This is a genomic window from Streptomyces sp. NBC_01446 (assembly GCF_026340095.1).
In the GTDB taxonomy this organism is placed as follows: Bacteria; Actinomycetota; Actinomycetes; order Streptomycetales; family Streptomycetaceae; genus Streptomyces; species Streptomyces aureus.
This window is the reverse complement of record NZ_JAPEPO010000001.1, coordinates 3,103,599-3,126,060: the sequence shown is the minus strand read 5'-3', so window position 1 is coordinate 3,126,060 and position 22,462 is coordinate 3,103,599. Positions and strand designations below refer to the sequence as shown.

Annotated in this window: 23 protein-coding genes and 1 pseudogene; 10 read left to right on the top strand and 14 right to left on the bottom strand. The window is 71.1% G+C overall.

Features of this window, described 5'->3' with window-relative positions:
- Nucleotides 1-37 precede the first annotated feature (37 nt).
- Entirely contained in the window at nucleotides 38-394 is a 357-nt protein-coding gene (locus OG456_RS13870) for a DUF1330 domain-containing protein (RefSeq protein WP_266560766.1), read from the top strand.
- Nucleotides 395-469: 75 nt separating this feature from the next.
- Complete coding sequence (locus OG456_RS13865; RefSeq protein WP_266560764.1) at nucleotides 470-901, top strand: helix-turn-helix domain-containing protein; 432 nt, start codon at nucleotides 470-472, stop codon at nucleotides 899-901.
- Between the two features lie 52 nt (nucleotides 902-953).
- On the opposite strand, the gene OG456_RS13860 is transcribed toward OG456_RS13865, so the two are convergent.
- Complete coding sequence (locus OG456_RS13860) at nucleotides 954-2,168, bottom strand: IS110 family transposase (protein WP_266560762.1); 1,215 nt, start codon at nucleotides 2,166-2,168, stop codon at nucleotides 954-956.
- Nucleotides 2,169-2,487: 319 nt separating this feature from the next.
- Here OG456_RS13860 and OG456_RS13855 point away from each other — a divergent pair, with 319 nt between their 5' ends.
- Nucleotides 2,488-3,426, top strand: a complete 939-nt coding sequence (locus OG456_RS13855; protein WP_266560760.1) for a hypothetical protein — start codon at nucleotides 2,488-2,490, stop codon at nucleotides 3,424-3,426.
- 60 nt (nucleotides 3,427-3,486) lie between these two features.
- Here OG456_RS13855 and OG456_RS13850 read toward each other — a convergent pair whose 3' ends face one another.
- From OG456_RS13850 to OG456_RS13835, 4 genes are all read right to left on the bottom strand, one after another.
- Nucleotides 3,487-3,951, bottom strand: a complete 465-nt coding sequence (locus tag OG456_RS13850; RefSeq protein ID WP_266560758.1) for a hypothetical protein — start codon at nucleotides 3,949-3,951, stop codon at nucleotides 3,487-3,489.
- A gap of 49 nt (nucleotides 3,952-4,000) precedes the next feature.
- The gene (locus OG456_RS13845) at nucleotides 4,001-4,312 is read right to left on the bottom strand and encodes a hypothetical protein (protein WP_266560756.1); all 312 of its coding nucleotides are present in this window, start codon (nucleotides 4,310-4,312) and stop codon (nucleotides 4,001-4,003) included.
- A gap of 186 nt (nucleotides 4,313-4,498) precedes the next feature.
- The gene (locus OG456_RS13840; RefSeq protein WP_266560754.1) at nucleotides 4,499-4,915 is read right to left on the bottom strand and encodes a hypothetical protein; all 417 of its coding nucleotides are present in this window, start codon (nucleotides 4,913-4,915) and stop codon (nucleotides 4,499-4,501) included.
- A gap of 175 nt (nucleotides 4,916-5,090) precedes the next feature.
- Entirely contained in the window at nucleotides 5,091-6,200 is a 1,110-nt protein-coding gene (locus tag OG456_RS13835; RefSeq protein ID WP_266560752.1) for a hypothetical protein, read from the bottom strand.
- A gap of 91 nt (nucleotides 6,201-6,291) precedes the next feature.
- Here OG456_RS13835 and OG456_RS13830 point away from each other — a divergent pair, with 91 nt between their 5' ends.
- Complete coding sequence (locus tag OG456_RS13830; protein WP_266560750.1) at nucleotides 6,292-7,464, top strand: cystathionine gamma-synthase; 1,173 nt, start codon at nucleotides 6,292-6,294, stop codon at nucleotides 7,462-7,464.
- 33 nt (nucleotides 7,465-7,497) lie between these two features.
- Here the strand turns inward: OG456_RS13830 and OG456_RS13825 are convergent, their stop codons facing one another.
- The 3 genes from OG456_RS13825 to OG456_RS13815 all read right to left on the bottom strand — a co-directional run bounded on the left by OG456_RS13825 (nucleotide 7,498) and on the right by OG456_RS13815 (nucleotide 8,871).
- Nucleotides 7,498-7,749 (bottom strand): hypothetical protein, encoded by a 252-nt coding sequence (locus OG456_RS13825; protein WP_266560748.1) that lies wholly within the window; start codon nucleotides 7,747-7,749, stop codon nucleotides 7,498-7,500.
- The gene (locus OG456_RS13820) at nucleotides 7,746-8,243 is read right to left on the bottom strand and encodes a sigma factor-like helix-turn-helix DNA-binding protein (RefSeq protein WP_266560746.1); all 498 of its coding nucleotides are present in this window, start codon (nucleotides 8,241-8,243) and stop codon (nucleotides 7,746-7,748) included. Before OG456_RS13820 ends, OG456_RS13825 begins: the two co-directional genes overlap by 4 nt.
- Before the next feature lie 106 nt (nucleotides 8,244-8,349).
- Nucleotides 8,350-8,871, bottom strand: coding sequence for a MarR family winged helix-turn-helix transcriptional regulator (locus OG456_RS13815; RefSeq protein ID WP_227296965.1), 522 nt, complete (start codon nucleotides 8,869-8,871; stop codon nucleotides 8,350-8,352).
- 146 nt (nucleotides 8,872-9,017) lie between these two features.
- Here OG456_RS13815 and ilvA point away from each other — a divergent pair, with 146 nt between their 5' ends.
- The 3 genes from ilvA to OG456_RS13800 all read left to right on the top strand — a co-directional run bounded on the left by ilvA (nucleotide 9,018) and on the right by OG456_RS13800 (nucleotide 12,284).
- Nucleotides 9,018-10,247, top strand: coding sequence for a threonine ammonia-lyase (gene ilvA / locus OG456_RS13810; protein ID WP_266560743.1), 1,230 nt, complete (start codon nucleotides 9,018-9,020; stop codon nucleotides 10,245-10,247).
- A gap of 184 nt (nucleotides 10,248-10,431) precedes the next feature.
- Nucleotides 10,432-11,445: an ATP-binding cassette domain-containing protein gene (locus OG456_RS13805; RefSeq protein ID WP_266560741.1), complete on the top strand. Its 1,014-nt coding sequence runs from the start codon at nucleotides 10,432-10,434 to the stop codon at nucleotides 11,443-11,445.
- Entirely contained in the window at nucleotides 11,442-12,284 is an 843-nt protein-coding gene (locus OG456_RS13800; protein WP_266560739.1) for an ABC transporter permease, read from the top strand. The genes OG456_RS13805 and OG456_RS13800 overlap by 4 nt, the downstream gene beginning before the upstream one ends.
- 102 nt (nucleotides 12,285-12,386) lie before the next feature.
- Here OG456_RS13800 and greA read toward each other — a convergent pair whose 3' ends face one another.
- On the bottom strand, nucleotides 12,387-12,884 hold the full coding sequence (gene greA / locus OG456_RS13795; RefSeq protein WP_266560737.1) for a transcription elongation factor GreA: 498 nt from the start codon (nucleotides 12,882-12,884) through the stop codon (nucleotides 12,387-12,389).
- Between the two features lie 198 nt (nucleotides 12,885-13,082).
- The gene (locus OG456_RS13790; RefSeq protein WP_266560735.1) at nucleotides 13,083-13,487 is read right to left on the bottom strand and encodes a DUF4307 domain-containing protein; all 405 of its coding nucleotides are present in this window, start codon (nucleotides 13,485-13,487) and stop codon (nucleotides 13,083-13,085) included.
- A 172-nt stretch (nucleotides 13,488-13,659) separates the two neighbouring features.
- Between OG456_RS13790 and mca the strand changes: the two genes are divergently transcribed.
- Nucleotides 13,660-14,520: a mycothiol conjugate amidase Mca gene (mca, locus tag OG456_RS13785; RefSeq protein ID WP_266569213.1), complete on the top strand. Its 861-nt coding sequence runs from the start codon at nucleotides 13,660-13,662 to the stop codon at nucleotides 14,518-14,520.
- Complete coding sequence (locus OG456_RS13780; RefSeq protein ID WP_266560734.1) at nucleotides 14,513-14,767, top strand: hypothetical protein; 255 nt, start codon at nucleotides 14,513-14,515, stop codon at nucleotides 14,765-14,767. Before mca ends, OG456_RS13780 begins: the two co-directional genes overlap by 8 nt.
- Before the next feature lie 106 nt (nucleotides 14,768-14,873).
- Here OG456_RS13780 and OG456_RS13775 read toward each other — a convergent pair whose 3' ends face one another.
- Nucleotides 14,874-18,077 carry a tetratricopeptide repeat protein gene (locus tag OG456_RS13775; RefSeq protein ID WP_266560733.1) on the bottom strand — a complete coding sequence of 1,068 codons (3,204 nt, stop codon included), beginning with the start codon at nucleotides 18,075-18,077 and terminating at the stop codon, nucleotides 14,874-14,876.
- Nucleotides 18,078-18,196: 119 nt separating this feature from the next.
- Between OG456_RS13775 and OG456_RS13770 the strand changes: the two genes are divergently transcribed.
- Nucleotides 18,197-20,230, top strand: coding sequence for a thioredoxin domain-containing protein (locus OG456_RS13770; protein WP_266560731.1), 2,034 nt, complete (start codon nucleotides 18,197-18,199; stop codon nucleotides 20,228-20,230).
- A gap of 441 nt (nucleotides 20,231-20,671) precedes the next feature.
- Here the strand turns inward: OG456_RS13770 and OG456_RS13765 are convergent, their stop codons facing one another.
- From OG456_RS13765 to OG456_RS13755, 3 genes and pseudogenes are all read right to left on the bottom strand, one after another.
- The gene (locus OG456_RS13765) at nucleotides 20,672-21,364 is read right to left on the bottom strand and encodes a TetR/AcrR family transcriptional regulator (protein ID WP_266560729.1); all 693 of its coding nucleotides are present in this window, start codon (nucleotides 21,362-21,364) and stop codon (nucleotides 20,672-20,674) included.
- Nucleotides 21,365-21,513: 149 nt separating this feature from the next.
- Nucleotides 21,514-21,699: pseudogene (locus OG456_RS13760) on the bottom strand (MFS transporter); the annotation flags it as partial.
- Nucleotides 21,690-22,379, bottom strand: coding sequence for a hemolysin III family protein (locus tag OG456_RS13755; RefSeq protein WP_266560727.1), 690 nt, complete (start codon nucleotides 22,377-22,379; stop codon nucleotides 21,690-21,692). The gene OG456_RS13755 and the pseudogene OG456_RS13760, both read right to left, overlap by 10 nt.
- Nucleotides 22,380-22,462 lie beyond the last annotated feature (83 nt).

Sequence of the window (22,462 nt, the reverse complement as noted above, 5' to 3'; positions counted from 1 at the left end):
ATCGGGTCATCGAACCGATCCTGCCGGGGAGGACCTCATGACCGCCTACGCCATCGCCGCCCTCCGCAACACCACCGTGCCGAACGAAGAGGTCTTCGACTACATGGAGCGCATCCAGTCGACCCTCGACCCGTTCGGCGGCCGCTTCCTTGTGCACGGCGCCCAGCCGGAGGACATCGAGGGGTCGTGGCCGGGGGGCGTCGTCGTCATCTCGTTCCCTGACAAGGCTGCGGCCCACGGCTGGTACGACTCCGACGCCTACCAGGAGCTCATCCCGCTCCGGACACGGAACCTGGACGGCGAGGTGATCTTCGTGGAGGGGGTTCCGCAGGGGTACGACCCGTCGACTACGGCTGCGCGGATGCGGGCCGAGGTGGGACGGGGGCGCGTGTGACGGGTGCTACGCCCACCGTTATGCCGGGGGCAGAACGGTGGGCCGCACCGCGTGGGCCGCTCCTACGCTGAACCCGTGAGCAGCCACGCGTCGAACCACGCCCGCGTCATCCCTCTGCACCCGGACCTGCGCCCGGATCTGCGCTCGGAGTCGCGCCCGGAGTGGCGTCCCGCCCCGGCGGAGCCTGCCGGGCCCCCGTCCAAGGAGCCGCTCTGGCGCGACATCGTGGGGGACGTCCTGCGCCGTGAGCGCCTCGCCCAGGAACGCACGCTGAAGGACGTGGCCGACGCCGCCCGAATCTCCCTGCCGTACCTCTCCGAGATCGAGCGCGGCCTCAAGGAGGCGTCGTCGGAGGTCCTGGCGGCCGCCGCCCACGCCCTGGGCCTCGGCCTCGCTGACGTCCTGGCTCTCGGTCGGTCCGAACTGCTCCGCCTCGCGACTCCGACCTCACGGCCTGCCGCCCGCCGGGCGCCCGCGCGCCAGGGCGAGGTACGTCTCGCGGCGTGAGGACACCGTCCCGGACACCGCGAGCACAGCCCGTTGATGCTCCTATTGGCTGTCAAGCGGCAGTGAGCCACTCGCGGTAGGCGTGGGCGAGGTTGTCGTCTCGGCGGGTTCCGCGTTCGAGGGTGGAGATGGTGGCGGGCCAGACTCCGAGGTGTTGGGCTGCGGCGGTGAGGGTGAGGTTCTTCGATTGCCTCAGGGGGCGTAGGTCTGCGATGCCGGGGACGGCGACTTTGGTGGTCAGGCAGCGGAATATCTCCCGGGCGATGGCTCGCTTCAGGAGTCGGATGGTCTCCTTCTTCGTGCGGCCGGCGGCGATTTGTCGCTCCACGTAGGCGCGGGTGCGGGTGTCGCTGGCCATGCGGACCAGAGCGATGCGGTAGAGAGCCGCGTTGGCTGCCCGGTCACCGCCTCGTGACAGGCGGTGCCGGTTGGTCTTGCCGCTGGAGGCGGGGACGGGTGCGGCTCCGCAGAGGGCGGCGAATGCCGCCTCGGTGCGCATCCGGTCGGGATTGCCTCCGGCGCTGACCAGGAGCTGGGCGGCGGTGTCGGGGCCGACTCCGTGGGTGGCTCGCAGGCCGGGATTGTGGTCGGTGACCTCCTTGTCCAGGGTGCGGGTCAGGGCCTCGTGTTCGGCGGTGAGGTCCTTGACACGTCGGGCGAGGCTTTTGAGCGCGGTGAGGACCGCGACGTGGACCGTGTCACCGGTCGGCCGTATCCGGGCCAGGGTCTCGGTGCGGTTGGTTCCCTTGAGCTGCCCGTATTTGGCGCGGATGCCTTCGGGCGCGGTGACGAGAATCTGCCCGATCTGGTTGAGGGCCGCGGTGCGTGCCTTGATGGCGGAGCGGGCGGCGTTGTGCAGGGCACGTATGCCGGCGACGGTGTCGTCTTTGGGTGCGCTGGAGGCCCGGCCGGACAGGGCGGCCCTGGCGGCCGCGTAGGCGTCGATGGGGTCGGACTTGCCGGTGCGGCGGCGTTCGGCCCGGTCCGGCCGGTTCACCTCGAAGACCCGGTGTCCGTGTGAGCGGGCGGCGCGGGTGAAGCCCGCTCCGTAGGAAGCGGTGCCTTCCACGCCGAGGGCGAGTACGCGGCCGTGGGCGTCGAGATAGGCCAGGGCCGCGGCGTATCCGGCGCCTGTGGTGGTGAACTCGGCGTCCGCGAGGTGGCTGCCGTTACTGCTGATGACTGCGACGTGGAGGGTGTCGGCATGGGAGTCGACCCCTCCGAAGACCTCCTGGACCGCCGCGTCCTGCGTGCCCGCTGATGTCATGCTGATGGTGCCTTCCCAGCCGAAGGTGGGCGCCGGCCGGGTGGCGCAGACAAGACATTGAGGGGGCTTCTGACCAAGCTCCTATGAGGTCATGTTCCACCCGGCCGGAGCCATGAGAACAGGTCCCGATGGCCGGACAGAACAACTTGAGGACAGTCCAGCAGGACGTCAGTCAGTGGCAGAGTCACGACCATCGGAACCTGAGTACCACCATCAATGTCAGTGGTCGCACCTACGCTGCGAGAGCGGCTTGTGACGGCTGCCGGACGTAGGGGCTCATGACGTTCGGGCGGGGCGGGGAGCGGGGGCGGGGAGCGCGATGCTGGTTGCGGTCATGGGGGTCGTCGGGGGAATCGCGGCGGCGGCCGTCGGCGCGGTCATCGCGGCGTGGGCGACGCTGCGGGCGCGGCGGAAGCAGGACGGGGCGATCAGCTTCGTCGACGTCACGGTGAAGGACGCGGAGTCGGTGCTCGCGGAGCCGGACGCGGACGCGCGTGTTCTGGGCGAACTGGTCCCGGAGCGCCCGGTCCTGGACATCGCCGTCTGCAACGAGGGCGACCTGGACGGCATCGTGCGACGCGTGCAGGTGGACGTGGAGGGCCTGCTTCACGTCCCCCCGATCGAGCCGCCGTTCGTCCTCGTCCTGCCCGGGGCGTCGATCACCGCACCTCTGCCGGCGCAGCAGAGACGAATGGGCCCGAGCGCCGCGTACGCCGTCAACTTCCCGCTCAGGGAAGGGAGTTACCGCCACTCCGTCAGTCAGCTGATCCCTGCGGGCACCGTGGACAGATTCACCGTGTCCCTGGTGGCGACGGAGGCGGAGCGGGGGAGGGACTTCTACGGGGTGAACCTGTCCCTCGACTGCGGAAGGACGAAGAAGGGCCGGGCGAGCGCGACATGGGAATCCGTCCGGGTGCTGGCCTACGGGCCTCCGGCCTGGGAAAGCCCCGACGAGATCAGGGAGCGCCTGTCCCGGATGGCCGGCCGCGTGCGCGAACTGGCCCCGTCCGGCGGCGAGAGCGTCGGCGTGCTCTTCAACTCCACGGTCCACCCCGCCCGCACGGCTATGGACGACTACATCACGGTCTACGAGAACAAGCTCAAGGTCCTCACCGCGGCACTCGGCGAGTGCCTGAAGCACGCCGCGGACGACACCCGGATACGGACCTGGCTGACTGAACTGGAGCGCGCCACCGAGGAGATCGAGCCCCTGCGCCGCCACGCGACGGCGCTGCGCGCCTCGGGCGGCCACCCTTGACCTCGCACGCCCGCCTATACGCCCGCCGATACGCCCTCTCACGCGGCGAGCCCACCCCGCCTACCCCTGCATCGCCCGCCGCGCGCCGACCTCGGTCGGATACTCGCGCACGGTGAGCGCGGCGACGCTCCAGCCCACGCAGAACGCGGCGAACGCCGGCATGACGGGAGCCGCGATCACCACGAGGCCACGGCCGAGGACGGCCAGACCGGTGGAGCGCCGGACGGAAGCACGCCGCGCGGCACGCGTCCGCCCGGGACCGGGCGGGTCCAGCAGGTCCCTGCGGTGCGCCCGCCGCTGCACGATCCAACCCCAGACGGCGCCCACACAGGCCGCGACGACCTGCACCACGTCCCACACGCTGCGCACGCCCGACGGCAGCGCCTCACGGAACCCCGAGTAGAGGCTCAGCGAGACGAAACAGAAGAACGCCAGCACGACCAGCCACAGCACGCCGGTCCCGGTACGCCGCATCCAGTACCGCGCCCCGCGCTCGTACCAACTGGTCCCGAGCCCGGGCAGCACGGGAATCCGTCCACCGCCCGGCACGGGCGAGGCCCCCGCAGCGGGAACCTCAGAAGATGCTCTTGATGCCACCCCAGACGTCCTTCCCAAGTCGCTTGAAGTCGTCCCCGGTCTGGGAGAGGACATGACCGCTGCCGTGCAGCACACCGCCCACCACGCCGTCCTTGTGGATGTCCTCGCTCCAGTGCTCGTGGAAGGCGTGATCGATGACGCCGGTCGCGCCGATCACGACCGGTACGTACACGGCCGTGTGGTAGGCGGGAACACCGGGCTTCGGGCCCGCCCCGTCATCGTGCGCGAGCGCCCCCGCGTCGACGCCGCCCACGTAGTCGAGGAGCCGCGAACGTATCGGCACCTCCACCGCTGTCTCCCCTTCGGCGCGGACGCTTTCGTTCCGTCACATTAGCCAGCGAAGGAAAGGGCAAATCCTGCTATGTCACCCGCCGCCGGGGCCACATGCCGAACGCATACGGCGCCTTGGCCACGACCTGGCCACCCCTTGACCACCCGATGGCCGGGACGGCGACGGAGGAGGGAGCGGGTGCCGTCATGTGACGATCACGCCGGGGACCAGAGCGGCCAGACCCGAGATGAAGCTGCCCACGCCGGCCAGTGTGACGATCGCCGCCTTGCCGTCCGAGAACAGACCGGAGCAGAAAGCGCGCACCTGTCGCCGGAAGATCAGCATCTTCAGTTTCTGCCACCGGTGCTGGTGGATGTGGCACCCCAGCAGCAGTCCCGAGGCGTTGTTGCGGCAGCCGTCCGCTCGTCCTCGCACGGGTGCACCGCACGTCACGGGCGCTTGGAAGAAGCACCACACGAGCACGGCCGCGGAGAGCGTGATGACAACCGCCGGACCGGCGGCGGAGTTGATCCATGCGGCGACCAGAAGGGCGCCGGCCAGGACGCCCCACCACTGGTCCAGTCCGCCGAAACGCCTGCTCTTTGCCCCCGAAGTCGCCATGAGGGAAATCGTGGCGACAGAGCGGTGCTGTCATGCGGCCCGGGAGAACCTTGACCGAAAACGATCACCGATCGGCTGACGGGTGACGCCTGCTCGTCGGGCCGCACCGCCTGCTCGGCGCTCCTCGCCGACGTACGCGAAGGGACCGGAATTCCGTCCCATCGCACGGGCAGGGTCAGTGGCGCAGCGTCGCCGGGCTCCCGCCGTTCGCCTCGTAGCCCGCGACCGCCAGCGCCCGGTACACCGCGTAGTCCGCGGCCGGGTCCGCGCCCGTCGTCCAGGGGAGCGCGCCGACATGGCCGTCGACGTGGAGCAGCTGCTCCATCGCCTCGGCCCACCGCTCGCAGCGGACCAGGAAGAACACCAGGAGGTGGCGGACGTGGGCGAGCATCGGGTCGTCCGGACGGGCGGCCTGGACGGCGAAGAGCGCGCCGTGGATCGACTTGGTGACGACCTCGCTCTGGTAGAAGCTGCGCACCAGATTGACCTCGGGCAGGTGCTCGTAGAGCGCGAAGAGGGGGAGCGCGGCGAGGAGCGAACCGCGCGGGGCGCGCGCGGCGGCGGCCTCGGCGAAGGCGAAGGCGAGCTCGCGCGAGCCGTGCCACTTCTCGCACCAGTACCGCAGGCCCGCGAGGTGGGCGCCCATGTGGCCCGGCGCCGTGTCGAGGATCTTGAGCCAGAGCTGCTCGAAGTCGTGCTGGGAGTACCCGAGGCCGCGGGCCACGGCGAGATGCGTGATGTGGGGGACCGGGTCCCCGGGGGCCAGGAGCGCCGCGTCCTCGCAGGCCGACCTGGCCTCCTCCAGGATGATCCGCCGCTCGTCTGCCTGGGCCTCACCGCCCGCGTTCCGCCAGGCCTGCTGGACCAGGAACTCCGCGAACACCTGCGCCCCGCCCGGGTCCTTGGGCTCCTGGGCACGCCACGCGTGGAGCCATCCGGCTCCCAGCCGCGGTGTCTGCGCCAGCTCCAGGGCGGCGGCGCCGGCGATCGCCTGCACGCGCTCCCAGCGCTGCTCGCTCTCCTTGCCCGTGCCGGCGAGGAGCTGCTTGGCGGCGGTGAAGTCCTGGTTGCGCTGGACCACCGACATCACGTTCAACAGGTCCTGGTCGGGGCCGGGGAGCCGCACGTCCAGGTCCTCCTGGCGCATGAAGCCGTACTCCGCCGGGTCCGCGGCGTCCGGCGAACCGGGCGCGACCTGGCGTATGCCGCCGCGCCTGCGCAGCAGGTACGGGCCGAGCACCGCCCCCAACATGACCACTGCCATCAGGACCCAGAGAATTCCCATGCGTACAAGCGAACCAGAAGGGTCGGACAATTGGCGAACCAGGCCCGGTAGGGACGCCGCGAGGCCCGTGTGCGCACTACGCTCTGGCCGCATGAGCGACACGCACAACAGCCAGAACGCCCACGGCGGTCACGGGTTCGAGACCGTGGCCATTCACGCGGGCAACACGGCCGACCCCCTGACGGGCGCCGTGGTCCCCCCGATCTACCAGGTCTCCACGTACAAGCAGGACGGCGTGGGCGGGCTGCGCGGCGGCTACGAGTACAGCCGCAGCGCCAACCCGACCAGGACCGCCCTGGAGGAGAACCTCGCCGCCCTCGAAGGCGGCCGCCAAGGCCTCGCGTTCGCCTCCGGGCTCGCCGCCGAGGACTGCCTTCTCCGTACGCTCCTCAGCCCCGGCGATCACGTGGTCATCCCGAACGACGCGTACGGCGGCACGTTCCGGCTGTTCGCGAAGGTCGTCTCGCGATGGGGCGTGGAGTGGTCGGTCGCCGACACCAGCGACCCGGCCTCCGTGCGCGCGGCGCTCACCCCGAAGACCAAGGTCATCTGGGTCGAGACGCCGTCCAACCCGCTGCTCGGGATCACCGACATCGCCGCCGTCGCGCAGGTCGCGCGGGAGGCGGGGGCGCGGCTCGTCGTCGACAACACCTTCGCGAGCCCGTACCTGCAGCAGCCGCTGGCCCTCGGCGCGGACGTCGTCGTGCACTCCCTGACCAAGTACATGGGCGGTCACTCGGACGTCGTCGGCGGCGCGCTGATCGTCGCCGACCCGGCGCTCGGCGACGAGCTGGCGTACCACCAGAACGCGATGGGCGCCGTCGCCGGGCCGATGGACGCCTGGCTCGTGCTGCGCGGCATCAAGACGCTGCCCGTGCGGATGGACCGGCACAGCGAGAACGCGACGAAGGTCGCCGACATGCTGTCCCGGCACGCGCGCGTGACGCGTGTTCTGTACCCGGGCCTTCCGGAGCACCCCGGTCACGAGGTCGCGGCCAAGCAGATGAAGGCGTTCGGCGGCATGGTGTCGTTCCAGGTCGAGGGCGGCGAGGAGGCCGCCGTGGCGGTCTGCGACCGGGCGAAGCTGTTCACCCTGGGCGAGTCCCTGGGCGGTGTGGAGTCCCTGATCGAGCACCCGGGACGCATGACGCACGCCTCGGTCGCGGGCTCGGCGCTCGAAGTGCCCAGCGACCTCGTACGCCTCTCCGTGGGCATCGAGTCGGCCGACGACCTGCTCGCCGACCTCCAGCAGGCGCTCGGCTGATCCCGCGCAGGGCCTCCTGGAGGAGGCACGCGGTCACCAGCCCGTGAGGGGTGGAGTCGTCCCGGACGGCGGCTCCACCCAGGGCCTGGCCAGCAGGGCCCATACGAAGAACACGGTCATCGCCAGGCACAGCGCCAGCCACGTCAGGCGGCGCAGCACCCTCCTGCGGCGCAGGATCCGCCCGCCCCGGCGCACGGCCTCGGCGTGGATCTCGGGCGGCAGCGCTCCCTGGGCGGCCTCCAGGACCGCGCGGACCTCGCGTTCCCTGCGGGCCTGTGCGTTCATGACGGCACCTCCTCCAGGGCCCCCGCGTCCCCAAGGGGGGCGGCCGGGGCGGGCCCGCGCGGCGGGTGCAGGACGAGCGCCATGGCGCGCGCGTGGATGGCGTGCACGCGCTCCATGGGGAGTCCGAGCAGCGCGGCCACCTGCTCCTCGCCGACCCCCTCGTACAGGCGCAATACCAGGATCAGCCGCTCCTGCGGGCCCAGGTGACGCAGCACGCCGCCGTACCCGCGGTGCTGATGCCAGGCCGCGCGGGCGAAGCGCAGGGCGAGCTCCTTGCGGGCACGGTCGTAGGGGTCCTCGCCGCGCAGCCGGTCCCAGGAGGCGTACGTCTGCGCGAGCGCCGACGTGAGCAGCTTCCGCGCGCGTGGGTTGTCGTCGGCCGGCTCCGTGGTGAGCAGCGTCGCGGCATGGAGCAGCCGCCCTGCCGCGCCCGCGACGAACGCCTCGAACTCCCGGGCCCGGCGAGCGTCCTGGAACGCGCGCCGTTCTCGCACCGCACCTCCAGCCGGGCCGCTGGGCGGCCGGTCGCCGGGACGGGACGGGCCCCGGCCGCATGCGACAGGGGCCCGGTCTCATATGAGGGCAGGTGCGGGCCCGGGGTCAAGAGCCGGGAGCGGCTTCCCCGGACGGGGCGGGCTGGCCCGTCTGCCGCGCGGACAGCGCGGTGTTGAAGCGCGTGAGGAGCGCACAGAACTGTTCGCGCTCCTGCGGGGTCCACTCCTGCGTCAACTCGGCCATCAGGGACCGCCTGGACGTGCGTACCTCGTCGAGCCGGGCGAGGCCGCGCGGCGAGAGCTGGAGGACGACCGCGCGCCCGTCCTCCGGGTGGGACGTCCTCTTGACGAGGCCCGTGTCGACGAGCGGCGCGACCTGACGTGTCACCGTCGACGAGTCGATGCCCATGCTCGCGGCGAGCGCCTTGACGCCCATCGGGCCTTCCTTGTCCAGGCGGTTGAGCAGCAGATACGCGGCTCGGTCCATCGAGTTGCGCACCTGCCCGACCCCGCCGAGCCGGGTCTGTTCGGCACGGCGGGCGAAGACCGCCACCTGGTGCTGCAGGGTTTCGAGGAGGCCGGTGTCGCCGGCGGTCGTCATGTCCATCGTTTCCGGTGGTGTGGGCATGGCCGGGGGCTCACTTCATGCGAGGGGTGGTGGGTTGGGGGACAGGGTACGCGGCCGGACGGCGGGCCGTACCGACGCTGCGCAAACCAGTCTCGGACCTTGGTCACGCCAGGAGCCGTACGGCGTGAGCTGCGAGACTTGCCGTCATGAGCTACAGCACGGCTGACTCCTTGCCGACGGTGACCCTGGACGATGTGCGCGGCGCGCAGAAGATGCTCTCGGGGGTCGCTCGGATGACGGCGATGGAGGGCAGCCGGCACCTCTCGGGGCTGGTCGGGGCGCCGGTGCACCTCAAGTGCGAGAACCTCCAGCGGACCGGCTCCTTCAAGCTGCGCGGCGCGTACGTCAGGATCGCGGGCCTGCTTCCCGAGGAGCGCGCCCGGGGCGTGGTCGCCGCGAGTGCCGGAAACCATGCGCAGGGTGTCGCGCACGCGTCTTCTCTCCTCGGCGTACGCTCCACGGTCTTCATGCCGGTCGGCGCGCCCCTGCCGAAGGTCGCGGCGACCCGGGACTACGGCGCGGAGGTGCGGCTGCACGGGCAGGTCGTCGACGAGACGCTGGCGGCGGCGCAGGAGTACGCGCACGAGACGGGCGCCGTGTTCATCCACCCCTTCGACCACCCGGACATCATCGCCGGGCAGGGCACCGTGGGCCTCGAAATCCTGGAGCAGTGCCCCGAGGTGCGCACGATCGTCGTCGGCATCGGCGGCGGCGGGCTCGCCGCGGGCATCGCGGTGGCGGTCAAGGCGCTGCGTCCCGATGTGAAGGTGATCGGTGTGCAGGCGGCGGGCGCGGCGGCGTACCCGCCCTCGCTCGCGGCCGGGCGGCCGGTGTCGATCCCGTATCCGGCGACGATGGCCGACGGCATCAAGGTGGGGCGCCCCGGTGACGTGCCGTTCCAGCTGGTCGAGGAGCTGGTCGACGAGGTCCGTACGGTCTCGGAGGACGAGCTGTCGAGCGCGCTGCTGCTCTGCCTGGAGCGGGCCAAGCTGGTCGTCGAACCGGCCGGGGCGAGCCCTGTCGCGGCGCTGCTGAGCGACCCGCGCTCCTTCGAGGGCCCGGTCGTGGCGCTCCTGTCAGGCGGCAACGTCGATCCGCTCCTGATGCAGCGGATCCTGCGCCACGGCATGGCTGCCGCCGGGCGCTATCTGTCGCTGCGGCTGCGTCTGACGGACCGTCCCGGCGCCCTGGCCACGCTTCTCGGCGTGCTGTCCGTGGTCGACGCCAACGTCCTCGACGTGAGCCACGTGCGCACGGATCCCCGGCTCGGGCTCACGGAGGCCGAGGTCGAGCTGCACCTGGAGACGAAGGGCCCGGTGCACTGCGCCGAGGTCGGCGCGGCGCTGCGGGACGCGGGTTACCTCGTCATCGACTGACCGCCCGGCCGCGGAATCTCCGGCCCGCCGGCGGATTGCGGAAAAGCGGTTGATGAGACGCGATGTATCGCGATACTTTGTGGTCCACGTCACCATTCCGCCGGGCATGCTCAGGCGGACATACCTAAGATTCTGCCGAGCAAGGCAACCGAAAAGGTCACCCACAACCCATGGGGGAAGCCATATGCCAGGCGCCATCTACGCCGAAGGTCTGGTGAAGACCTTCGGCGACGTCAGGGCTCTGGACGGCGTCGATCTCGATGTCCCGGAGGGTACGGTCCTCGGCCTGCTCGGTCCGAACGGGGCGGGGAAGACCACTGCCGTGCGCTGCCTGACGACGCTGCTCACGCCGGACAGCGGCAAGGCCGTCGTCGCGGGCATCGACGTTCTCAAGCATCCGAACGAGGTGCGGCGCTCGATCGGCCTCTCCGGTCAGTTCGCCGCGGTCGACGAGTATCTGACGGGTCGTGAAAACCTGCAGATGGTCGGCCAGTTGTACCAGATGAAGGCCAAAGAGGCGAAGGTGCGGGCGTCCGAGCTGCTCGAGCGGTTCAACCTCGCGGACGCCGCCGACCGGACCTCGAAGACGTACTCCGGAGGCATGCGCCGCCGGCTCGACCTGGCCGCCGCACTCGTCGTCTCGCCGCCCGTGATGTTCATGGACGAGCCCACGACGGGACTCGACCCGCGCAACAGGCTGCAGCTGTGGGAGGTCATCCAGGAGCTGGTCGCCGGCGGCACGACCCTGCTGCTGACCACCCAGTACCTCGAAGAGGCCGACCACCTGGCGCACGACATCTGCGTGATCGACCACGGCCGCGTCATCGCGCGCGGCACCTCCGACCAGCTCAAGGCCCAGACCGGCGGCGAGCGTGTCGAGCTCGTGGTGCACGAGCGGGAGCACATGACGTCCGCCGCCGAGATCCTCGCCGGGTTCGGCAAGGGCGAGACCACCGTCGAGCAGCACACCCGCAAGCTCACCGTCCCCGTCACCGGCGGCGCCAAGCTCCTCGCCGAGGTCATCAGGGAGCTGGACACCCGCGGCATCGAGATCGACGACATCGGTCTGCGCCGGCCCACCCTCGACGACGTCTTCATCTCCCTGACGGGCCACGTGGCCGAGGAGAAGGAGGACGAGAACGGCTCGGGGGCGGGAGCCGCCAAGCAGTCCAAGCGCAAGAAGGAGGCCGACAAGTGAGCGCCGTCACCCAGCCCCTCGCCCCCCGCCCCGCGGGCGGCCCCGCGCAGTCCGCCCGGGACTCCCTCGTCGTCGCCAAGCGCAATCTGATCCGGATGACGCGGATTCCCGAGGTCGTCATCTTCGGACTGATCCAGCCGATCATGTTCGTGGTGCTGTTCAGCTACGTGTTCGGCGGCTCGATGAACATCGGGGGCACCACCGACCCCGCGGTCTACCGCGAGTTCCTGATGGCCGGCATCTTCGCCCAGACCGTCACGTTCGCCACGGCGGGCGCCGGAGCGGGCATCGCCGACGACATGCACAAGGGCCTCATCGACCGCTTCAGGTCGCTGCCGATGTCCCGCGGGGCCGTCCTCACCGGACGCACCCTCGCCGACCTCGTGCAGACGGCCCTGACCCTGCTCGTCCTCGCGATCGTCGCGCTCCTGGTGGGCTGGCGCATCCACGAGGGCCTCCCGAAGGCCCTCGGCGCCTTCGGCCTGCTGCTCCTCCTCGGATACGCGTTCACGTGGATCGGCGCCCTCATCGGCCTGTCCGTACGCACCCCCGAGGCGGCCACGTCGGGCGGGCTGGTCTGGCTCTTCCCGGTGACGTTCATCTCGAACGCGTTCGTGGACTCCAGCCAGATGACGCCCTGGCTGCGCCACATCGCCGACTGGAACCCGTTCAGCGCCACGGTGCAGGCCTGCCGCGAGCTGTTCGGCAACCCTGGCGTCTCCGATTCCCCCGCCTGGCCCATGCAGCACGCCGTGTGGGCCTCGCTGATCTGGTCCGTCCTGATCGTCGTCGTCTTCCGGACACTCTCGGTCCGCAAGTACCGCAACGCGACGGCCTGACGGCGACGGCCCACCCGCGACAGCCCGACCGATACGGCCCGGCACGCGAACATGCGAAGGCCCCCGGCGCAGCACGCGCCGGGGGCCTTCGCATGTGTCGGATCAGCCGCTGTAGGGCTTCGCCTCGAGGATCTTCACCGAGGCGAGCTTGCCGTTCGGCAGCTCGTACTGGGCGTCCTCGCCGATCTTCTTGCCGTTCACGCCGGAGCCCAGCGGGGACTGCGGCGAGTACGTCTCGAAATCGGCGCTTGCGTACTCGCGCGAGGCGAGCAGGAACGTCATGGTGTCGTCCTCGTCGCCGTCGAAGGCGATCGTGACGACCATGCCGGGGGCGGCGACGCCGGCCGCGGCAGGCGCCTCTCCGACCTTGGCCTTCTCCAGGAGCTGGGTCAGCTGGCGGATGCGGAGCTCCTGCTTGCCCTGCTCCTCCTTGGCTGCGTGGTACCCGCCGTTCTCGCGCAGGTCGCCCTCCTCGCGTGCCGCCGCGATCTTCACGGTGATCTCGGCGCGCGCGGGACCAGACAGGTACTCCAGCTCGTCCTTGAGCTTGGTGTACGCCTCCTGCGTGAGCCAGGTGACGTCTTCGCTGGTCTGGGTCACAGGTGCTCCTCGTAGGTACTGGGAATACAAAGTATCGCCCTACCCAGAAGCATGTGCTCTCACGGGAGGGCGAAACCACGAGCCTAACAATTCAGGCGCCGAAGGGGGAGGACATATGCCATCAAGAATTCGTCACCGCAGGTCAGGCATCGAAACCCGGACGGTTGGCGATGCGGCCGCGGTGTGGCGGCCGTGCGGTCAGCCCGCGTGGCAGCCGAGCAGCTCCGCGCTGGTGCCGCGGGACGTGGTGCGCAGCGTCACGACCTTGTCGATCCGGCTGTCGCGCTGGTCGAAGCGGAAGTCCGCGCGGCCCACCTCGGCGCCGTCGGCGGACAGCGACCGGATGGTGCAGTAACCCTTCGCGTCGGTGTCCTTACGGACCTCGAGGTGCGCCTTGACCGCCTTGTCGGAGGCCTTGAAGGTGATGACCTCGGCGCTGATCTTCGTACCGAAGACGTAGTGGTAGCCGAACCAGCCGATCAGGACGACGAGCAGGGCGCCGAGCACGGCGCCGACGATCTTCAGGGTGCGGTCCGCGCGTTCGTCGGCGGATCGGGAACGGCCGTAGCGGCCGTCGGGGAGCTGCTCACTCACCGCACTCATGATCGATCCTCTCGCGCGGGGCGGTCGAGGACCGGCCCCGGACAGACTGCCGGAATTTTCCGCCCCCCGGTTCGGTCACTATAGAAGCCGCCCATTGCGCTGTATGACCGAGGGCGCCTTATTCACCGAGTCATTCACTGAGGATCTTGTCTTGACTGAGCAGCTGCGACTGATGGCCGTTCACGCCCACCCCGACGACGAGTCGTCGAAGGGCGCGGCCACCATGGCCAAGTACGTGTCCGAGGGGGTGGACGTGCACGTCGTGACCTGCACGGGCGGGGAGCGCGGCTCCATCCTCAACCCGAAGCTCCAGGGCGACAAGTACATCGAGGAGCACATCCACGAGGTACGCAAGAAGGAGATGGACGAGGCGCGCGAGATCCTCGGCGTGAAGCAGGAGTGGCTGGGCTTCGTCGACTCGGGCCTGCCCGAGGGTGACCCGCTGCCGCCGCTGCCCGAGGGCTGCTTCGCGCTCGAGGACGTCGACAAGGCGGCGGGGGAGCTGGTCAGGCAGATCCGTTCGTTCCGTCCGCAGGTCGTCACGACGTACGACGAGAACGGCGGCTACCCGCACCCCGACCACATCATGACCCACAAGATCTCGATGGTGGCCTTCGAGGGCGCGGCGGACACCGAGAAGTACCCGGAGTCCGAGTTCGGCCCGGCCTACCAGCCGCAGAAGCTCTACTACAACCAGGGCTTCAACCGGCCGCGCACCGAGGCGCTGCACCAGGCGATGCTGGACCGCGGCCTGGAGTCGCCGTACGCGGAGTGGCTCAAGCGCTGGGACGAGTTCGAGCGGGTCGAACGGACGCTGACCACGCACATCCCGTGCGCCGAGTTCTATGAGATCCGCGACAAGGCGCTGATCGCGCACGCCACGCAGATCGACCCTGACGGCGGCTGGTTCCGCGTCCCGATGGACGTTCAGAAGGCGGTCTGGCCGACCGAGGAGTACGAGCTCGCGAAGTCTCTCGTCGATACCTCCCTCCCCGAGGACGACCTCTTTGCGGGCATCCGCGACAATGCCTGACATGAGCGCAAGCGCAAGCCTGGCAATGACGCATCTCGTCCCCCTCGCCAAGGAGGTTGACGAGAACAAGGTGACCCCGGGCGTCCTCGGTTTCATCGTCTTCGCGGTGTTGGCCGTCGCCGTCTGGGGCCTGATGAAGTCGATGAACCGCCACATGGGCAAGGTCGACTTCGAGGAGAAGCCGGACGCCGCCGCGGACCCCGCGACCGGCTCCGGTGCCTCCCCGGCCTCGCCCGCCAAGGGCTGACGCCCAGCTGGACGGAACGCGCTCGGCACGGCGATGAGCCGCGCCGAGCGCCTTCGTGCTGTGCCCCGGCACTCAGACCCGCGCGCCCTCAGGCGCCCGCGCGCCCTCAGCGCCCCGCGCTCACCTCCACGCCCATCACGTCCCGGGCGTGCCGCTTCGGGACCATGCCGAGGCGCCAGGCCTGCCAGCCCGCCTCGAGGTCCGCGCCGCGCTCCAGGAGGAGCTGGTAGGCCTCCACGTAGTCGTCGAGCTTGCCGTCCCGGCCGGCGTGGGTGGTGCGGGCGAGCTGGGACAGCTCCTCCTGTGCCACGGCCGTGCCGATCTCCGAGCCGCCCGGTGACGCGTACGGCAGCAGCGTGCAGCGCAGGAAGTTCGCCCAGTCCTCGCCGCGGCGGTCGCAGTACGACGCGAACAGCGCCGCCGCCTCCTCGCACAGGGTCAGGGCCTGGGCCGCGCGCCCGTTGCCCGCGTCCACCACCGCCAGTTCCAGGCAGGTCCACCCCTCGCCGTGCGCGACGCCGATGCGCTGGAAGTCGGCGCGGGCGTCGACCAGGAGCTGACGGGCGAAACCTGAGTTGCGCAGCGAGCCGGTCTGCGCGGCGCGCTGGTCACGCGTGACGCGCGCCGAGTGATGGCGGGCGCAGGCGAGCCCGTACACGTCGCGCATCCGCGAGAACATCGTGCGGGAGCGCTCCAGCTCGCGTACCGCCCGGTCGAGGTCGCCGCTCTCCTCCAGGGCCTGGCCCAGGTAGTAGAGCGTCCAGGCCTCGCCGCGCGCGTCCTCGTTGTCGCGGTGGCGCGAGGTGGCCTGGCGCAGTCCGTCCACGGCCGCCGACGCGTCGCCGTCCACCAGGCGCGCCCGCGCCAGCTGGGTGAGCGCCCATGCCTCGCCCCGGCTGTCGCGCGTACGGCTGTACAGGTCGAGGGCGGTGCGCAGCTCGCGCTCCGCGCCCGGCACGTCGCCCATCCGCAGGCACAGCTGCCCCAGCTGGAAGTGCGCCCACGCCTCGCCGTGCACGGACTCGTTCTCGCGGTGCAGGGCCAGCGCCGCGGTCAGCAGGTCGAGCGCCTCCTTCACGTGGGCCCGGTCGCGTTCCACCGCGGCGAGCGCGTGCAGCGTCCAGCCCCGGTCGCCCGACGTCTCCTCCGTGATCTGCAGGTCGAGGGCCTCGCGGAGTTTCGCCGCCGCCTCTTTGAGCTGGCCCTGGTGGTGCAGCGTGATGCCCAGCGAGCACAGGGCGCGCGCCGCGCCCGCGTCGTGGTGCGCCTCGAAGTACAGGTCCACCACGGACGCCAGCGTCGTACGCGCCTTGTCGAGCTCGCCGAGCTGGCGCGCGGCGATACCCGTGCGCCACTGCACCGAGCGCACGAGAAGCCCCTGGTCGACGGCCTGGGTGAGCTCGCTGATCTCGCCGAGGCGGTAGAGGTCGCCGCGCAGCAGGCAGTAGTCGCACAGGGCGCCGAGCAGGTTGAGCACGGCCGCATGGTCGACGCCCTCCGTGCCCCGCAGCGTCGCCGTGATGAAGCTGGACTCGTCGTCGAGCCAGCGCAGCGCGGCGTCCAGCGAGGTGAAGCCGTGCGGGCCGATCTGGCCGGCGCGCGTCGACATCTTGCCGTCGACGAGCCGGATCACCGAGTCCGCGAGCTCCGCGTAGTTCTGGATGAGTCGTTCCTGCGCGGCCGTCCGGTCGGCCGGTTCCTCCTCGTCGAGGAGGCGGGCCTGCGCGAAGGAGCGGACGAGGTCGTGCAGCCGGTACCGGCTGCCCCGCACGTGGTCGATCAGCCCCGCCCGGGACAGCGCCGTCAGATGGCGGGTGGCCTCCGACTCGTCCGTCGAGAGGAGCGCGGCCGCCGCCGCAGCGCCGAGCGAGGCCCGCCCGGCGAGCGCGAGCCGGCGCAGCAGCCGCCGGGCTGCCTCGGACTGGTCGGTGTAGCGCAGCCACAGCACCCGCTCGACCGGCTCCACGGGCCCGTACGCACCCAGATCGGACGCCAGTGCGCGGGTCGTGCGCGGCCCTATCGCGGAGCCCGCGATGCGCAGCGCCAGCGGCAGGCCGCCGCACAACTCCCTTACCGTGTCGGACGATTCGGAGTCGTAGGGGCCCGACGCGTCCTCCGCGGACTCGCGCAGGAGTTCCTCCGAGCCCGCCGCGTCCAGCGCGTCCACCGGCACCTGGTGCACCCACGCCGGGACGTCCGCGGGCAGGTCGAGCGGCTTGCGCGCCGTCACCAGCACGAGGCTGTCGGACCGCTCGGGGATCAGCGTGCGCACCTGCTCCGCGTCGCCCGCGTCGTCCAGCACGATCGTGACCGGAAGCCCCGTCAGATGCTGGTGGTACAGCTCGCTCAGGCGGCGCACCTGCTGCTCCTGCGAGGAACGCTCCCGGAAGAGCAGCTGTTCGCGCGGCGCGCCGAGCCGGTTCAGCAGATGGAGCAGCGCGTCCCGGGTCGACAGCGGGGCCTCGGGCGCGTCGCCCCGCAGGTCCACCACGCACGCGCCGCGGAACTGGTCGCGCAGCTCGTGCGCCGCCCGCACCGCGAGCGTCGTACGGCCCGAGCCCGGCGCGCCGTGCAGCACGACGACGGTGGGCCGGGTCTCGGTGCTCGCGCGCGCCGCGTGCACCCACTGCGCGATCCGCTGCATCTGCGTCCTGCGGCCCGCGAACGGGCCCTCCGGATCCGGGAGTTGGCCGAAGGACTGCTCCAGGACATTGCGCCGCCTGGCCGCCGCGCTCTTGTCGGTACGGCGCAGCTGCGGTGTCGGCTTCTTCGCGCCGGTCCCCGCGGTGGCGGCGAGGACGCGCTGCTGGTCGAGGAACGGCCGGATCCCCCGCACGTCGAGCGCGGTCAGCCACTGCAGTCTCAGCTGTTCGGGCCCGCCGGGCTGGCTCCTCGCCCCGGCGCGGCGGCTCGCGGCGGGCACATGGGAGGCCGTCACCTTCGCGACGGTCGTGGCGGCGCCCACCACGGCGACGGCCGCGCCCGCGCCGACCGCGGTCCCCGCGTCCGTGCCGAGCAGCAGGTCGGCCAGACAGGCACCGACCGCGGCAACGGCCGTGACCAGCAAAGGAGTCGATCCACGCTCCTGGGTGAAGCGCTGCCCGAACGACATCTGCCCGGCCTCGGCCTCGTCCAGGGCGTGCGTGAACTGCGTGTACTCCTCGGCGGCGGTCTCCGCCATGGCGTCGAGCGCACCGCGCGCACGCGACAGCAGCACCCCGCCGTCCGTGCGCCCACCCGAACGCCGCACTTCCTCCTCCACGGCCCGGGCCAACAGCCCCTCGGCTTCCGCCCGATGGCTGTCTCGCATCTCAGGTCCCCCTCCGGCAGCAACGGTTCCGCGTCAAGTGTGCTGCGTATGGGGTCACGGCGCGAGAGGCCGGGGATCAAAGGGCCGATCGGCGACCGGCGTGCGCGAGGATGGGACGCATGCCGAACCGACTGGCCCATGAGACGTCCCCCTACCTGCTCCAGCACGCCGACAACCCCGTCGACTGGTGGCCGTGGTCGGCCGACGCCTTCGAGGAGGCGCGGCGGCGCGGGGTCCCGGTGCTGCTCAGCGTCGGGTACTCCAGCTGCCACTGGTGCCACGTCATGGCGCACGAGTCCTTCGAGGACGAGGCGACCGCCGCCCTCATGAACGAACGCTTCGTCAGCATCAAGGTCGACCGCGAGGAACGCCCCGACGTCGACGCCGTCTACATGGAGGCCGTGCAGGCCGCCACCGGACAGGGCGGCTGGCCCATGACCGTGTTCCTCACGCCCGAGGCCGAGCCGTTCTACTTCGGCACCTACTTCCCGCCCGAGCCCCGGCACGGAATGGCGTCCTTCCCGCAGATCCTGGAGGGCGTGGCGCAGGCGTGGGCGGAGCGCAAGGGCGAGGTCACCGAGGTCGCCGCGAAGATCGTGGGCGATCTGGCCGGACGCGAGCTGCCGTACGGGGACACGGAGATTCCCGGCGAGGGCGAGCTCGCGCAGGCGCTGCTCGGCCTGACCCGCGAGTACGACGCGACGAACGGCGGGTTCGGCGGCGCACCCAAGTTCCCGCCGTCGATGGTGATCGAGTTCCTGCTGCGGCACTACGCCCGCACCGGCGCCGAGGGCGCGCTCCAGATGGCCGACGACACCTGCGAGCGGATGGCGCGCGGCGGGATCTACGACCAGCTCGGCGGCGGCTTCGCGCGCTACTCCGTCGACCGCGAGTGGGTCGTGCCCCACTTCGAGAAGATGCTCTACGACAACGCGCTGCTGTGCCGCGCGTACGCGCATCTGTGGCGGGCCACCGGTTCGGAGACGGCCAGGCGGGTCGCACTGGGGACCGCGGACTTCATGGTGCGGGAACTGCGGACGAACGAGGGCGGGTTCGCGTCCGCGCTGGACGCGGACAGCGAGGACGCCGAGGGCCGCCATGTAGAGGGCGCGTTCTACGTGTGGACGCCCGAGCAGCTGCGCGAGGTGCTCGGGGACGCGGACGCCGAGCTGGCCGCCCAGTACTTCGGCGTGACGCAGCAGGGCACCTTCGAGGAGGGTGCCTCGGTACTCCAACTCCCTCAGCGGGACATCGAGGTCGACGCCGCGCGGATCGAGAGCGTGCGGCGCAGGCTGTTCGCGGCGCGCGCCGAGCGGCCGGCACCCGGACGGGACGACAAGATCGTCGCCGCGTGGAACGGGCTGGCGATCGCCGCGCTCGCGGAGACCGGCGCGTACTTCGACCGGCCGGACCTGGTGCAGGCCGCACTCGCCGCCGCCGATCTGCTCGTACGGCTCCACATGGACGCGCGGGCGCGCATCGCCCGTACCAGCAAGGACGGCCGCGTCGGCGCGAACGCCGGGGTCCTGGAGGACTACGCGGATGTCGCCGAGGGCTTCCTCGCGCTGGCGTCCGTGACCGGCGAGGGGGTCTGGCTGGAGTTCGCCGGGTTCCTCCTCGACCACGTCCTCGACCAGTTCACCGACGCGGAGTCCGGCGCGCTGTACGACACGGCGGCCGACGCGGAGCAGCTGATCCGCAGGCCCCAGGACCCGACGGACAACGCCACGCCCTCGGGCTGGAGCGCGGCGGCCGGCGCGCTGCTCTCGTACGCGGCGCAGACCGGCTCGGAGCCGCATCGCACCGCCGCCGAAAGGGGGTTGGGCGTCGTGCGGGCGCTCGGCCCACGCGCTCCGCGCTTCATCGGGCACGGGCTCGCCGTCGCGGAGGCGCTGCTCGACGGGCCGAAGGAGGTCGCCGTCGTCGGCGAGATCGGCGGTGAACTCCACCGCGCGGCGCTGCTCGGCACGGCGCCCGGCGCGGTCGTCGCGGCGGGCCAACCGGGTTCCGGCGAACTGCCGTTGCTGGCGGACCGGCCGCTCGTCGACGGCCGCCCGGCCGCGTACGTGTGCCGCAACTTCACCTGCGACGCCCCCGTCACCGAAGCCCAGCAGCTCGCGGCGAAGCTGCAGGAGTCAACGACCCGGGACTAAAAGTTCCGGGTTTGCACAACGGGCGCCACTGGCTGTGGTGCTGGGTTTGAGTCCTGTCCCACGCCCGGTGTGCGGGGGTGGGTCTGGGGCGGTTGACTGCGCCCCGCGTCGCCACAAGCGCCCTCCGGCGGTTCGCCTTGAGCGTGATGCAGGCGTCGCAGGTCCTCTTGATGACGTGCTGGGCCGCCTGAGCACCCAGGTTCCACCGGTCCTTGACCGCCGTGCAGGTGTGCTCACGCAGCGCGAAGTTGCGCTTGATGCCCTTCTCGAACGCCACGGAGGACACCCAGGTCGCGGCCTCGTTGCAGGCGTGCAGGGTTTCCTCAAGTGCCGCCGCCTGTGGGGCGGCGGCAGGAGTTTCACCTGCATGGTCAACTTCGAGACCGCGACGTTACCCGCCGCCGGCATACCGGCATTCGAACAGCGCACATTCCACACCGCTCACTGCGGCCCGGTTGTTTGCGGGCGCTCCGCGCCCGTTGTCGCGGTGATGCTCCGCATCGCCGTCACCGGATGCGATTCCAGCACGCTGAACGTCTCCAGCGTGCGGTCCATCAGGTCACGCAGCTCTTCCCGGTGGCCGTGCTCGGCCCAGTACAGGGTGATTTCCATGAGCGCGCCGACCAGCGCCATCGCGTAGACGCGGACCTCAAGGCCGTCGGCGTCGCGGCCGGTGCGTTCGCCGATCACCCGGCACAGCAGTTGCCCGGTGACCACCATGGACTCCATCATCCGGGAGCGCACTGCGGGCACCTCGACCTGGAGCCTGGTCCGCAGGCGTGACATCTCGGGATTGTCGTCGAACCCGAGGTGCACGGCCTGCGCGATCACGTGCTTCAGCGAGTCGATGATCGACTCGTCCGAAGGCCGCGCCTGCAGCTCTGCCTCCAGGACCGCGTCGTACTCGTCCGTGAGGACGATGTCCTCCTTGGTCGGGAAGTACCGGAACACCGTGGACGGCGACACCTCGGCGGCCTCGGCGATCTGCTCGACCGTCGTCGCGTCGTACCCCTGCTCGCTGATCAGGCGGTACGTCGCGTCCCTGATCGCGACCCGGGTCTTGAGCTTCTTGCGTTCGCGTAGGCCCATCCCGGGGTGGTCGGCGGCGGGGGTGGAGCGTGTGGAGGCGGCCATGGGGCTCATTCTCGGGCATCACCGGGGGCCGGGGCCACGCCGGCGGACGGCGCGGTACGGGGGAGCAGCGCGGCCGCGAGCAGGGCGGTGACCAGCGACGCGGCGCCCACGACGAGCAGCACCATGTTCATGCCGAGGGTGGCCGCGTTCATGCCGAGGGTGGCCGCGAGCGTGTTGAGCAGGAAGCCGCGGCTGGCCAGCAGGGTGAGGTCGAGGAGCGGCCGCCCGCTGCGCCGCTCGCGCAGGACGAGGGCCGTGACCAGGGCGACGGGGGCCGCGAACAGGACCAGCGCCACCGGGTCGGTCCAGCCGCGGTGCGGCGCCCTCAGGCGTGCTGGTAAGCCACCAGCGAGATGCCGACGTAGTGCACGACGAACGCCGCGAGCGTGAGCGAGTGGAAGACCTCGTGGAAGCCGAACCAGCGCGGTGAGGGGTTCGGGCGCTTGATCCCGTAGATCACGCCGCCCGCGCTGTAGAGCAGCCCGCCGACGACCACGCAGACGAGCACGGCCGTGCCGCCCGCGTGCAGGAAGTCCGGCAGGAAGAAGACCGCCGCCCAGCCCATCGCTATGTAGCAGGGCGTGTAGAGCCAGCGCGGGGCGCCGACCCAGAAGACGCGGAAGATGATGCCCGCGGCGGCGGCCGCCCAGATGCCCCACAGCAGCCACTGGCCCTTGGCCTCGGGGAGCAGCAGCATCGTGAGCGGGGTGTAGGTGCCCGCGATGATCAGGAAGATGTTCGCGTGGTCGAGCCGGCGCAGTACGCCGTCGGCGCGCGGGCCCCAGTTGCCCCGGTGGTAGAGCGCGCTCACACCGAAGAGCAGGCAGGCCGTCAGGACGTAGATCCCGCAGGCGAGCCGGCCGCGGGTGGAGTCCGCGAGGGCGGTCAGCACCAGGCCGGAGATGACGACAGCGGGGAACATTCCCGCGTGCAGCCAGCCGCGCAGCCGTGGTTTCACCGGAACGGACTCTGTCGCGGTCACTTCGGATGGCGGAGCGGCAGTCATAAGCCGCATCGTACCTACGGGGCCGTAAGTAACGAACGCGAGTGACGATCGGTGACGCAAACGAGTGGCGATCCTCACGTCGCTCACGTGTG

Coding starts and splice junctions, on each gene's coding strand:
- OG456_RS13780 (WP_266560734.1), top strand. CDS start 14,513: ATGCCTGACATGAGCGCAAGCGCAAGCCTGGCAATGACGCATCTCGTC.
- OG456_RS13825 (WP_266560748.1), bottom strand. CDS start 7,749: ATGAACGCACAGGCCCGCAGGGAACGCGAGGTCCGCGCGGTCCTGGAG.
- OG456_RS13855 (WP_266560760.1), top strand. CDS start 2,488: ATGCTGGTTGCGGTCATGGGGGTCGTCGGGGGAATCGCGGCGGCGGCC.
- OG456_RS13770 (WP_266560731.1), top strand. CDS start 18,197: ATGCCGAACCGACTGGCCCATGAGACGTCCCCCTACCTGCTCCAGCAC.
- OG456_RS13870 (WP_266560766.1), top strand. CDS start 38: ATGACCGCCTACGCCATCGCCGCCCTCCGCAACACCACCGTGCCGAAC.
- OG456_RS13860 (WP_266560762.1), bottom strand. CDS start 2,168: ATGACATCAGCGGGCACGCAGGACGCGGCGGTCCAGGAGGTCTTCGGA.
- OG456_RS13775 (WP_266560733.1), bottom strand. CDS start 18,077: ATGCGAGACAGCCATCGGGCGGAAGCCGAGGGGCTGTTGGCCCGGGCC.
- OG456_RS13835 (WP_266560752.1), bottom strand. CDS start 6,200: ATGGGAATTCTCTGGGTCCTGATGGCAGTGGTCATGTTGGGGGCGGTG.
- OG456_RS13765 (WP_266560729.1), bottom strand. CDS start 21,364: ATGGCCGCCTCCACACGCTCCACCCCCGCCGCCGACCACCCCGGGATG.
- OG456_RS13790 (WP_266560735.1), bottom strand. CDS start 13,487: ATGAGTGCGGTGAGTGAGCAGCTCCCCGACGGCCGCTACGGCCGTTCC.
- OG456_RS13840 (WP_266560754.1), bottom strand. CDS start 4,915: ATGGCGACTTCGGGGGCAAAGAGCAGGCGTTTCGGCGGACTGGACCAG.
- OG456_RS13830 (WP_266560750.1), top strand. CDS start 6,292: ATGAGCGACACGCACAACAGCCAGAACGCCCACGGCGGTCACGGGTTC.
- mca (WP_266569213.1), top strand. CDS start 13,660: ATGGCCGTTCACGCCCACCCCGACGACGAGTCGTCGAAGGGCGCGGCC.
- OG456_RS13755 (WP_266560727.1), bottom strand. CDS start 22,379: ATGCGGCTTATGACTGCCGCTCCGCCATCCGAAGTGACCGCGACAGAG.
- OG456_RS13815 (WP_227296965.1), bottom strand. CDS start 8,871: ATGCCCACACCACCGGAAACGATGGACATGACGACCGCCGGCGACACC.
- ilvA (WP_266560743.1), top strand. CDS start 9,018: ATGAGCTACAGCACGGCTGACTCCTTGCCGACGGTGACCCTGGACGAT.
- OG456_RS13805 (WP_266560741.1), top strand. CDS start 10,432: ATGCCAGGCGCCATCTACGCCGAAGGTCTGGTGAAGACCTTCGGCGAC.